12 protein-coding genes and 1 rRNA gene are annotated in these 10,660 nt (G+C 53.0%); 7 read left to right on the top strand and 6 right to left on the bottom strand.

What is annotated here, in order from left to right; all coding sequences use genetic code 11:
* Positions 1-110 precede the first annotated feature (110 nt).
* From hisB to JFC11_RS14740, 5 genes are read left to right on the top strand one after another with little or no spacing between them, the layout of a single operon-like run.
* Positions 111-704, top strand: a complete 594-nt coding sequence (hisB, locus tag JFC11_RS14760; RefSeq protein ID WP_095604467.1) for an imidazoleglycerol-phosphate dehydratase HisB — start codon at positions 111-113, stop codon at positions 702-704.
* Positions 705-756: 52 nt separating this feature from the next.
* Complete coding sequence (gene hisH / locus JFC11_RS14755) at positions 757-1,398, top strand: imidazole glycerol phosphate synthase subunit HisH (protein WP_038478294.1); 642 nt, start codon at positions 757-759, stop codon at positions 1,396-1,398.
* A gap of 11 nt (positions 1,399-1,409) precedes the next feature.
* Positions 1,410-2,156: a 1-(5-phosphoribosyl)-5-[(5-phosphoribosylamino)methylideneamino]imidazole-4-carboxamide isomerase gene (gene hisA, locus JFC11_RS14750; RefSeq protein ID WP_095604466.1), complete on the top strand. Its 747-nt coding sequence runs from the start codon at positions 1,410-1,412 to the stop codon at positions 2,154-2,156.
* On the top strand, positions 2,153-2,926 hold the full coding sequence (gene hisF / locus JFC11_RS14745) for an imidazole glycerol phosphate synthase subunit HisF (RefSeq protein ID WP_038478299.1): 774 nt from the start codon (positions 2,153-2,155) through the stop codon (positions 2,924-2,926). The genes hisA and hisF overlap by 4 nt, the downstream gene beginning before the upstream one ends.
* A 58-nt stretch (positions 2,927-2,984) precedes the next feature.
* Positions 2,985-3,491: a hypothetical protein gene (locus JFC11_RS14740; protein ID WP_051626361.1), complete on the top strand. Its 507-nt coding sequence runs from the start codon at positions 2,985-2,987 to the stop codon at positions 3,489-3,491.
* Between the two features lie 13 nt (positions 3,492-3,504).
* Here the strand turns inward: JFC11_RS14740 and JFC11_RS14735 are convergent, their stop codons facing one another.
* Entirely contained in the window at positions 3,505-4,107 is a 603-nt protein-coding gene (locus JFC11_RS14735) for a YjaG family protein (RefSeq protein ID WP_038478301.1), read from the bottom strand.
* A gap of 112 nt (positions 4,108-4,219) precedes the next feature.
* On the opposite strand from JFC11_RS14735, the gene JFC11_RS14730 reads away from it, so the two are divergent.
* The gene (locus JFC11_RS14730; protein WP_038478303.1) at positions 4,220-4,912 is read left to right on the top strand and encodes a type 1 glutamine amidotransferase; all 693 of its coding nucleotides are present in this window, start codon (positions 4,220-4,222) and stop codon (positions 4,910-4,912) included.
* Positions 4,913-4,934: 22 nt separating this feature from the next.
* Here the strand turns inward: JFC11_RS14730 and mnmH are convergent, their stop codons facing one another.
* The 4 genes from mnmH to JFC11_RS14710 form a co-directional block, all read right to left on the bottom strand.
* Positions 4,935-6,023 carry a tRNA 2-selenouridine(34) synthase MnmH gene (mnmH, locus tag JFC11_RS14725; protein WP_198349853.1) on the bottom strand — a complete coding sequence of 363 codons (1,089 nt, stop codon included), beginning with the start codon at positions 6,021-6,023 and terminating at the stop codon, positions 4,935-4,937.
* Positions 6,020-7,057, bottom strand: coding sequence for a selenide, water dikinase SelD (gene selD / locus JFC11_RS14720; RefSeq protein ID WP_095604463.1), 1,038 nt, complete (start codon positions 7,055-7,057; stop codon positions 6,020-6,022). The genes mnmH and selD overlap by 4 nt, the downstream gene beginning before the upstream one ends.
* A gap of 45 nt (positions 7,058-7,102) precedes the next feature.
* Entirely contained in the window at positions 7,103-8,473 is a 1,371-nt protein-coding gene (gene radA, locus JFC11_RS14715; RefSeq protein ID WP_038478312.1) for a DNA repair protein RadA, read from the bottom strand.
* Between the two features lie 109 nt (positions 8,474-8,582).
* Positions 8,583-9,032, bottom strand: a complete 450-nt coding sequence (locus JFC11_RS14710) for a copper resistance protein NlpE N-terminal domain-containing protein (RefSeq protein WP_038478315.1) — start codon at positions 9,030-9,032, stop codon at positions 8,583-8,585.
* 164 nt (positions 9,033-9,196) lie between these two features.
* Here JFC11_RS14710 and hisC point away from each other — a divergent pair, with 164 nt between their 5' ends.
* On the top strand, positions 9,197-10,258 hold the full coding sequence (hisC, locus tag JFC11_RS14705; RefSeq protein WP_198349852.1) for a histidinol-phosphate transaminase: 1,062 nt from the start codon (positions 9,197-9,199) through the stop codon (positions 10,256-10,258).
* A gap of 128 nt (positions 10,259-10,386) precedes the next feature.
* On the opposite strand, the gene rrf is transcribed toward hisC, so the two are convergent.
* Positions 10,387-10,502: ribosomal RNA gene (gene rrf, locus JFC11_RS14700) — 5S ribosomal RNA — on the bottom strand.
* Between the last annotated feature and the right edge of the window lie 158 nt (positions 10,503-10,660).

Below are 10,660 nucleotides of genomic sequence, written 5' to 3'. Positions count from 1 at the left end.
ACTATAATGGTCGCTTTTGGCACAGGTTATGCTTTGATCTAGCGGTGTTAACATTACCCGACGATCCACCAATACCCCCTCAGAGTGCGCATCAGCGCAGGAGATGCAACATGTCAGCGCGTATTGCCACGGTAAGCCGTGACACCAACGAAACGCAGATTACGGTCAGCGTCAACCTTGATGGCGAAGGCCGTCTCCGCAGCGACACCGGCGTTCCGTTTCTTGACCATATGCTTGATCAAGTGGCTCGTCATGGGATGGTGGATCTCGACATTGACGCAAAAGGCGATCTGCACATCGATGATCACCATACAGTTGAAGATCTAGGCATTACCCTAGGCCAAGCATTTCACCAAGCGATCGGCGATAAACGCGGCATCTATCGCTACGGGCATGCTTACGTTCCTCTTGATGAAGCGTTGTCCCGTGTGGTTATCGACTTCTCAGGCCGTCCAGGTCTCTATATGAATGTCGACTTCACCCGCGATACCATTGGCAGTATGGATACCCAGCTGTTTTGGGAATTTTTCCAAGGCTTCGTCAACCATGCGCGCGTCACCCTGCATATTGACAATGTAAAAGGCTTTAATGCTCACCATCAGGCTGAGACTATATTTAAAGCGTTTGGCCGCGCGCTGCGCATGGCGGTGGCAGAAGACCCGCGTATGGCGGGACAAATGCCGTCTACCAAAGGAAGCCTATAATGCCGAGTATTGCAGCGAGTGGTAGCTCGCCAACGATAACAAGGAGCGCTTTATGACCATCGCGGTAATCGATTATGGAATGGGCAACCTGCACTCTGTGGCAAAAGCGCTTGAGCATGTCACCCACGAAAATGTGATTATTACCCGCGACCCTCGGCGTATTTTAGGTGCTACGCGCCTAGTACTCCCGGGCCAAGGGGCTATTCGGGACTGTGTAGGCGAGCTGGAACGTACCGAGCTACGCGGTCTAGTCGATGACATCCTTACCCGTCAAGCTAAACCACTATTGGGTATTTGCGTGGGCCAGCAAATGCTGATGGAGCGTAGCGAAGAGAACGGCGGCGTAGATTGCCTGGGCTTTTTCCATGGCAGCGTTGATCGTTTTCCGGCCAATATGCGCGATGATTACGAACAGCGCTTAAAAGTTCCGCACATGGGCTGGAACCTTGTGGCGCAACATCACGATCACCCGCTATGGTCAGGCATTGACGATAACGAACACTTCTATTTTGTGCACAGCTACTACGTTAATGCGACCGACGATGCCCAAGTGTTTGGTACTACCCAGTACGGCAAGGTTTGCGCCCATGTAGCGATTGGCCGTGATGCCACCTTCGCTGTGCAGTTCCATCCTGAAAAAAGCTCCCGCGCGGGCCTTCGCCTGCTAGAAAACTTTGTCACCTGGACGCCCTGAGAGGTTTCACAATGTTGGTAATTCCCGCGATTGATCTCAAAGACGGCCAGTGTGTGCGCTTGAAGCAAGGCCGCATGGAAGATTCAACGTCCTACGGCGATGACCCTGTTGCCATGGCCGCTCGCTGGGTAGAAGCGGGTGCTCGCCGCCTGCACTTGGTTGATCTAAACGGCGCTTTTGAAGGCAAGCCGATGAACGGCGAGGCAGTCACCGCAATTGCGCGCGCCTACCCTAAACTGCCCATCCAAATTGGCGGTGGTATCCGCTCAGCGGAAACCATTGAGCATTATTTAAATGCCGGGGTTTCTTACGTCATTATTGGCACTAAAGCGGTTAAAGAGCCGAACTTCGTGGGCGAAATGTGCCGTGCGTTCCCAGGCCACATTATTGTTGGCCTGGATGCTAAAGATGGCTATGTGGCCACCGATGGCTGGGCGGAAGTATCCACTTTAAAGGCGACCGAGCTCGCCAAGCGCTTTGCCAATGACGGCGTTTCCAGCATTGTCTATACCGACATTGCCCGCGATGGCATGATGCAAGGCGTCAATGTAGAAGCCACGGCTGCGCTAGCCCGCGAAGGTGGCTTACCGGTGATTGCTTCCGGCGGCGTCACCAATTTAGACGACATTCGTGCGCTTTGTGATGTCGCTGACAGCGGCATTTTAGGCGCGATTACCGGCCGCGCGATCTATGAAGGCAGCCTCGATGTGGCAGAAGCTCAGCGCTTGAGCGATCAGCTTAGCGGAGGCGACAAATGAGTTTAGCGAAACGTATTATCCCTTGCTTAGATGTCGATGCCGGACGCGTGGTGAAAGGCGTTAACTTTGTAGGCATCCGTGATGCAGGCGATCCGGTCGAAATTGCCCAGCGCTATAACCAGCAGGGTGCCGATGAAATCACCTTCCTCGACATTACCGCCAGCCATGAAAACCGTGACACAACGGTCGACATGGTAGAGCGCATTGCCGGTGAAGTGTTTATTCCCCTCACCGTGGGGGGAGGCATCCGCAGCTGCGATGATATTCGCACGATGCTGAATGCAGGGGCTGATAAAGTCTCCATCAATACCGCCGCGGTGACCAACCCTGAGTTTGTTCGCGAAGCCGCCGAGCGCTTTGGCAGCCAATGTATTGTGGTGGCGATTGACGCTAAGAAGGTGTCTAAAGAAGGCGAGCCTCCTCGCTGGGAAATATTCACTCATGGTGGGCGTCGACCAACGGGACTGGATGCCATCGAGTGGGCCAAAAAGATGGTAGAGTTTGGTGCTGGCGAGTTATTGCTCACCAGTATGGATCGCGACGGCACTAAAGTGGGCTTTGATCTGGGGGTTACCCATGCTATTTCTGAAGCCGTCAGCGTGCCGGTAATTGCCTCTGGCGGTGTAGGAAACTTGGATCACTTAGTAGACGGCGTACTCAAAGGTGGTGCCGATGCAGTATTGGCAGCAAGCATCTTCCATTTCGGTGAATATACGATACCAGAAGCAAAACGTTACATGGCGGAACGTGGCATCGAAATGCGCCTTTAGCGAAACCACTTAGTAGTGAAATCACTTAGCAAAAAGCCCTTCTCTCAGGAACAGTGACATGCCTCGTTATTATCAATGGGCAGGAGGGATAGCAGGGATTTGGCTGAGCACTACCGTCTCAGCCTTTTCTTTGCCAGATTGGCCTCCCACCTTAGAACTCGATCACACACTGGTGCAAACCAGTTTGCTAACGCGCCACTTCGATCCTGACCCTGACCATACCAATCAGCAAAAACTGGTAAGCATTGAACTACATAATCCAGACCGCTGGTTAACAGGGGCGGCATGGTTTAAAAACTCGTTTGATCAACCAACCTGGTATTTTTATGCAGGGCGTGAATTCCCGCTTTGGCAATTTGCCGAAGAGATCAACGTACGCGCCAAGCTAACTGGCGGGCTACTACACGGCTATAAAGGTGAATATCGCGACAAGATTCCCTTTAACCATTTAGGCACGGCGCCTGCACTGCTACCCAGCATTGGCGTGCAATGGGGGCGCGTAGAATCAGATCTCATCATCTTCGGCACCGCCGGCATGATGGTGACGGCGGGCCTGCGGTTTTAACCAGCTTCGACAGCTACTCCTTGCCCTCGTCTAAGGTTAAACCAAGATTACTAATGCCGTTATTACGCCCTAGCTGACGAATTTCTTTTAGGTAGGCTTTAGTAATTGGCTCACTCACGGCGTCCAAAACAGCGTCCTGGAAATCATTTTCGTCGGCCATCAAGGGATGGTCGCGAATGATCAGCGCAAGCGCCTGGGCATCTTCTTCACCTTCCGTTAGCTCGATAAAAGCGCGAACGCCCGCTCGCGAGGTGCGGCTGACATCTAACACGGCTTCAGGCGACTCCCCCAGCAGCGTATCCAGCAGCGCGGATACCGACACAACAGCATCTAACGCTCGGCGCGCTCCAAAGCTCTCATCATCTTCCGGAGGTTCGCACTCAGCTAGCTTTTCCGCTTGCCGAGCAAAGTCAATGCTAGCATTAGAAACGCTCAGACGTTCCCACACCAGGCTCAGCACAGTACGCAGTGTATGCTCGTCACCTAACCCCGTGGTTTGTTGATAAAGCGCGTAGTTAGGTAGCAGACGTTCACACAGGGCTGCCATAAACGCTTGCTGAGCGGGCAACGGCAACTGTTGAAGCCGCTGGTAAAATCCTAGGGGTTTAGCCACCATGCTGATTTCCTGGGTCACAATATTGGTGAAATGAACGCGATACGTTATCGTCGCACAAACGCGGCAGGAGATCCCTATCGCGTTATTAACATCGGCCGGCGAGGAGATTACCATGCATATTCATCTGCTACAGCACGGCCCTGACCATGGTCCCGCTCGTCTAACTGACTGGCTTGAGAGTATGGGCCATAGTTACACCGTTTTTCATCTTTATGCGGGCGAGCTAACTCCACGACCAGGTGAGTGCGACGCGCTAATTATACTGGATGGCCCTGAACGTCTAGTAAATGATCCACCCGATTGGTTTAAAGCCGAACGCAAGCTGATTAACCGCTATCTGGATGGGCAGAAACCATTATTGGGTATTGGCTTGGGCGCACTGTGGATAGCGGAGGCGCTGGATGCCGTTATTGCACCAGGCACCTACCCTGAAATTGGCTGGCACCAAATAACACTTGCCCCGGAAAGCACCTTTGACCTACCCGAACAATTTGAGGCATTTATGATGCACCGCCTCGTGTTTAGCTTACCGGAAAGCGCACTACCGCTAGGCGGCAGTGCAGCAGCACCACTGCAAGGTTTTTCGTGGGACGCCGGGCGTGTCGTCGGTTTACTGTGTCATTTCGAATCGACGGCTTCCAGCGTATCACCACTGCTCAATGCCGATGAATGGCCACAGCCCAAAACTGCCGCAGCAGGGCGCTTTATACAAACCAGTGAACAGATCCTAGAAAATGCTGGACGCTTTCATCAGTTAGCCCCGCTGCTAGACCGCGTGATGACCCAATGGCTGAAAGCGGCATAATCTATAGATGAATACAACGCCGCTAAGCGCTCCACTGCCTAGCGGCTTCAAAGCAGCTTTCCCAATCGCCAACATGCAGTTCCACAGGGCGGTTATCTCGCTGCTTTTCAAGATGATAGCGATAAAGTGGGTCGTAATATTCGGTCAACAGTGGCGCAAGCCATGCTTCGTGGGCTTGAATATTCCCTAGTGCATGGGCATCAAAAGCCATACCTTGTAATCGCTGTAGACGCTGCAATCGGGCATTGCCTAAGCGTTTCGCCAAACGCTCCAGGGCATTGGCTAATTGGAGTCGCATACGTTGCCAGCCCTCTTGTGGGCCGTAACGGACAGTGTAGCGCTGTTCAAGTGCTTCGATATAGTCGCGGCGCAACTGCTCTAAACGCCAATCCAAGGGCATCTCAATGCGTATTCGCGGCGCACGTTGCAGGGCATGCCAAAAGGTAAGCGGAATATTGGCATTACCGATTTGCCGCGACTCATCTTCTACCACTAAGCTTCCCGTCAGCCCAATTAAGCGCTTGGCTAAGGCATGCTCAAAATCAATTTGTGTTGTCGGTTCTTCTGGCTGCCTCCCAAAAGCCGATCCTTTATGGTTGGCAAAAGCCTCTAAATCAATGCCGTTACTCAATTGATTAATTAGCGTCGTTTTCGCGCAACCTGTCAGCCCCGCCACGACCAGCATCGGCTGGCTGGAAACCTCATCAATGCGCTGACATAGCCGTTGCCGCATCGCTTTCCAGCCACCGTCAATGCGCGGCCGGTTGATGCCTGCATCAGCAAGCCATTGCTGTGCAATTTGCGAACGCAGCCCTCCGCGAAAACAGTAGATAATAGCGTCTGGTTGACGCGCTACGTATCCCAGCCACGCGTCAACGCGTGCTTGCTTAGTGCCACCGCTGACTAAACGTTCACCTAATCCGATTGCTGCCTGCTGTCCGTGCTGTTTATAAGCAATGCCCACTTGATGGCGCTCATCATCAACCATTAACGGTAAGTTAACCGCGCCAGGCAAACTGCCTTGAATAAATTCAACCGGGGCGCGCACATCTATCAGCGGTGTTGTTTGCGCGATTAAGTTCAATGATGCCGGAACAGTGGCTAGCGTCATCCAATAACCTCAATCAAAACGTCGCCTTGAGCTGCCTTCATGGTACCAAACGGTACCAAGGTAAGACTGTGCTCACGACCAATACGCTCTACATCATCTTCCCAGGCAGGGTCGACACTGATCAGCAAACCACCTGACGTCTGAGGATCACACAGCCATTGCCAGTGAGCATCGTCCATCACAGGCAACGCTTTACCAAGGGCTTCGCGATTGCGCAGCGAACCTCCGGGGACAGCGCCCTGCCGACGGTAGGCTTCGGCTTCTGCTAAACGGGGTAAGCGGCGAAAATCGATCTGCGCCATCACACCGCTTGCGCTGCACATTTCAGCTAGGTGTCCAGCAAGGCCAAACCCAGTGACATCCGTCATAGCGTTAACGCCTTTCACCTTAGCTAACTCAACACCGATATGATTGGGCTTGAGCATCGTTTCACGGGCAAGGCCGTGATGGCCAGCCTCTAACAAACCCCGTTTTTCGGCTGTGGTTAGTAGCCCTACGCCAAGTGGCTTGGTTAGGAATAATAGGTCATTAGGCTTTGCTTGGCTGTTGAGCTTTAGATGCGCTAAATCGACTAACCCGTTGACCGCCAAACCAAACATCGGCTCAGGAGCGTCGATCGAGTGACCGCCCGCTAACGCTACCCCTAGCTCACGACAAACAGCCTGGGCACCGGCAACAACATCACCCGCGATTTCTGCGCTGAGTTTATCCAGCGGCCAACCTAAAATTCCCAATGCCATGACCGGCGTGCCACCCATGGCATACACATCGCTAATCGCGTTAGTGGCAGCAATACGACCAAAATCAAAGGGGTCATCGACAATCGGCATAAAGAAGTCGGTGGTCGCAATCATGCCGCGGCCATCACCCAAATCATACACCGCTGCGTCTTCGCGTCCCTTGTTACCGACAATGAGTCGTTTATGGCCCGCGGCAGGCCCAGCTTTAGCAAGAATCCCATCCAGTACATCTGGTGCAATTTTGCAGCCGCAACCCGCTCCGTGACTATATTGGGTTAACCGAATTGCACTCATGGCGCATCTCCTTAGTCTTAATGCTTTTCCTTAGCATAGCTTACGCTACAACGCTTCCAGGGCATCGCTCAATTTATCAACAGGAATAACCTCCATTCCCTTCGGAGCCTGCTTAGGTGCGTTGCCGCGCGGAACAATTGCCCTTAGAAAACCGTGCTTAGCCGCTTCAGCAATGCGTTCTTGCCCACTGGGCACTGGCCGAATTTCTCCTGAAAGCCCCACTTCGCCAAACACCACTAGCTCTTTTGGCAGTGCACGATTTTGCAGACTGGACACCACGGCTAACAGCACCGCTAAGTCAGCACTGGTTTCGAGCACTTTCACTCCACCCACCACGTTAAGGAAAACATCTTGATCACCGGTAAACAGACCACCGTGGCGATTTAATACGGCTAGCAGCATGGCAAGTCGGTTTTGATCGACGCCAACGGCAACACGGCGAGGATTCCCCAGGGCAGACTCATCTACCAATGCCTGCACTTCCACGAGAATGGGCCGAGTGCCTTCCCACACCACCATGACCAAACTACCGGGTGCCTGCTCTTCTTGGCGTGAGAGGAAAATCGCGCTGGGGTTTTTAACCTCTTTCAGACCTTGCTCGAGCATTGCAAACACACCCAGCTCATTCACCGCGCCGAAGCGGTTTTTCTGGCCGCGGAGCGTTCTAAATCGAGAATCAGCTCCGCCCTCTAATAGCAACGAAGCATCAATCATATGCTCCAGCACTTTAGGACCCGCCAGCGTGCCATCTTTGGTCACATGTCCAACCAGCAAAAGAACCGTGTTCGTTTGCTTAGCGAAGCGTGTCAGCGCTGCCGCAGACTCCCGTACCTGGGCAACGCCCCCCGGCGCAGAGCTGATATCTTCCAGATGCATAGTCTGGATGGAGTCAATCACCAGAATCTCTGGCTTCTCCCGTTCAGACACCGCCAAGATGGTTTCTACACTGGTCTCGGCCAACATTTTCAAGCCATTAGTAGGCAGCTGTAAGCGGTGGGCGCGCATGGCGACTTGGGAAAGCGACTCCTCCCCAGTGACATATAGAATACGCCGCTGCTGGGCGAGCTTGCAGGCAGTTTGTAGAAGCAGTGTAGATTTACCAGCGCCTGGATTCCCCCCCAGTAACACAGCGGAACCCGGCACTAAGCCGCCACCCAGCACACGGTCAAACTCGGCAAAGGTCGAGGTAAGACGAGGAACCTCACTGAGATCCACATTACCAAGATCCACCACGTCTCGCGACAGGTCTCCAGCATAGCCCGCTCGTCCCGTCGCAGTACCACCTCCAGGTCGCGCACTGGCCAAACGAATCTCACTTAGCGTGTTCCACTCCTGGCAGCTGGAGCACTGGCCTTGCCACTTCCGATACTCTGCACCGCACTCGGTACATACAAAGGCACTCTTCGCTTTCGCCACCGCCCTATTGCTCCTGTTGATATCTTGATGTCGCCACTGAGATTTATGCATCAGATAGCTAGAAATGCAAAAGGCGGCCAATGGCCGCCTTTGAGCGTCGCTTCACACTTTATTGACGCTGTAACTGCAGCATCTCGCCATTCTCGAAACGACGACGCTCTGGGTCGATCAGCTCCAACGTGCGCTCACTGATACGCTGGAAGTAGTAAATCTGACCATCGCCATTCGGCGTTAATTCATAGACAGTAGCATCTGGATCAGACGGCGTGCCCGTCAACACTTCCCAGTTCCCTGCATAGTTTTCGTCTGGTGGTGTTTGTGGATGATTACGATAAGTGGCGTTTAACGTGAACGTCCGCTCTTCAGGAGCACTCATTTCTTCGCCTATCATCGTCACATCCAAGTCGATACCATCGCAGTTGCGGCAAGGCAGCGTACCTTGGTAATTGACTTGAGAAGCAGTCATTCCTGCATCTTCCCCCTGGCCCGTCGGGCCAGCTGCACAGCCCGCCAGCAGTGCCAACATAGCCGAGCCGGCTAGCAAACTCCTAAATTGCATTGAGTGTCTCCTTATCGTGTTGGACATACATTTCTTTCGCGCGCTTATGACAGCATAACCGCTACAAGGTGCGACGCCCACCCCCTTGCTTACTTGAATGCTTGCGCTCGGGCAGCCATCGGGTGACCATGGGGTATTAACATTAGGATAATCAGGTTACCCCCATGAGCCAATACTGGAGTCCAGCTGTTCGGGAGCTTACCCCCTATGTGCCAGGTGAGCAGCCCCGCGAACAGGTTATTAAACTCAACACCAATGAAAACCCTTACCCACCTGCGCCAGGGGTGAGCAAGGCGCTGCGCAATTATGCCACCGATCATTTGCGCTTGTATCCTGACCCTACCTCTTACGCATTGCGTACTGCGCTGGCTGAAAGCTATGGGGTTAGCGTGGCAGAAACCTTCGTCGGCAATGGGTCAGATGAAGTACTCGCGTTTGCGTTTCAGGCCTTCTTCTGCCATGACGCACCGCTGGATGTCCCCTCAATCACCTATAGCTTCTATCCTGTTTACGCCAATCTTTATGGCGTCACGCTTCGCAAACACCCACTAAATGCCCAGTGGGAAGTTGATATTGATGCCCTGGCGAGTGCATCAGAGCGCAGCGGCGTTATTTTTGCCAACCCAAACGCGCCGACTGGGCATGCGCACTCCCTCGAAACCATTGAAGCTCTGCTTAAGCGCGTGACAAACCGGGTTGTATTAATTGATGAGGCTTATGTTGATTTCGGCGCTGAAAGCGCTGTCGCCTTAGTTAAGCGCTACCCTAACCTGCTAGTCACGGGAACGTTCTCTAAGTCACGTAGCTTGGCTGGTTTACGCTTGGGCTATGCCATTGGCTCCCCTGAGCTGATTGATGGCCTCCAGCGGGTCAAGGACTCGTTTAATTCCTATCCAGTGGATAGCCTAGCGAGCCTCATCGGCATTGAAGCTCTGAAAGATGAAGAACACTTTAACGCTTGCCGAAATAATGTGATCTCGACCCGTGAGCGCACACGTCAGCGACTTGAGCAGCTAGGTTTTGAAGTACTGCCTTCAAAGGCCAACTTCGTGCTTACCCAGCATCACGATTTTGAAGGCGCTCAGCTGTTTGCAGGCCTCCGCGAGCGAGGAGTTTTGGTACGTCACTTTAATACTGACGCGCTCAACAACTTCTTACGCATCACAATCGGTACAGATGATGAAATGGATAGTTTAATAGAGGCACTGGAAGCAATCTGCCGCTAATTCTCACATTTTCAAAGCATAAAAAAATCCCCCAAGGCATCAGCCCTGGGGGATTTTTTCGAATAGTCTATAACCAATAGCGCAAACAAAAAACCCAGCCGATGGGCTGGGTTTTTTGTTAAATAAGTGCCTGACAATGACCTACTCTCGCATGGGGAGACCCCACACTACCATCGGCGCTAAGCGGTTTCACTTCTGAGTTCGGCATGGGATCAGGTGGTTCACGCGTGCTATGGTCGTCAGGCGTAACTTTTAATGCATATCATGCTGAACATGTCACTGATGTTTTGTGGCGTCTCTCGTCTCCTGTCGCTGACAGGAAGCGCGTATCCGGTTTTCATTATCACTACGACCAGACCCCTTGGGTGTTATAGGGTCAAGCCTCACGGGCCATTAGTACAC

Origin of the sequence: Vreelandella alkaliphila, from assembly GCF_016107625.1 — a bacterium.
Lineage (GTDB): Bacteria > Pseudomonadota > Gammaproteobacteria > Pseudomonadales > Halomonadaceae > Vreelandella > Vreelandella alkaliphila.
The sequence above is the reverse complement of the archived record's forward strand: the minus strand, read 5'-3'. Positions and strand labels throughout refer to the sequence as shown.

Coding starts and splice junctions, on each gene's coding strand:
- hisH (WP_038478294.1), top strand. CDS start 757: ATGACCATCGCGGTAATCGATTATGGAATGGGCAACCTGCACTCTGTG.
- hisC (WP_198349852.1), top strand. CDS start 9,197: ATGAGCCAATACTGGAGTCCAGCTGTTCGGGAGCTTACCCCCTATGTG.
- JFC11_RS14710 (WP_038478315.1), bottom strand. CDS start 9,032: ATGCAATTTAGGAGTTTGCTAGCCGGCTCGGCTATGTTGGCACTGCTG.
- hisF (WP_038478299.1), top strand. CDS start 2,153: ATGAGTTTAGCGAAACGTATTATCCCTTGCTTAGATGTCGATGCCGGA.
- selD (WP_095604463.1), bottom strand. CDS start 7,057: ATGAGTGCAATTCGGTTAACCCAATATAGTCACGGAGCGGGTTGCGGC.
- hisB (WP_095604467.1), top strand. CDS start 111: ATGTCAGCGCGTATTGCCACGGTAAGCCGTGACACCAACGAAACGCAG.
- JFC11_RS14735 (WP_038478301.1), bottom strand. CDS start 4,107: ATGGTGGCTAAACCCCTAGGATTTTACCAGCGGCTTCAACAGTTGCCG.
- JFC11_RS14730 (WP_038478303.1), top strand. CDS start 4,220: ATGCATATTCATCTGCTACAGCACGGCCCTGACCATGGTCCCGCTCGT.
- hisA (WP_095604466.1), top strand. CDS start 1,410: ATGTTGGTAATTCCCGCGATTGATCTCAAAGACGGCCAGTGTGTGCGC.
- mnmH (WP_198349853.1), bottom strand. CDS start 6,023: ATGACGCTAGCCACTGTTCCGGCATCATTGAACTTAATCGCGCAAACA.
- JFC11_RS14740 (WP_051626361.1), top strand. CDS start 2,985: ATGCCTCGTTATTATCAATGGGCAGGAGGGATAGCAGGGATTTGGCTG.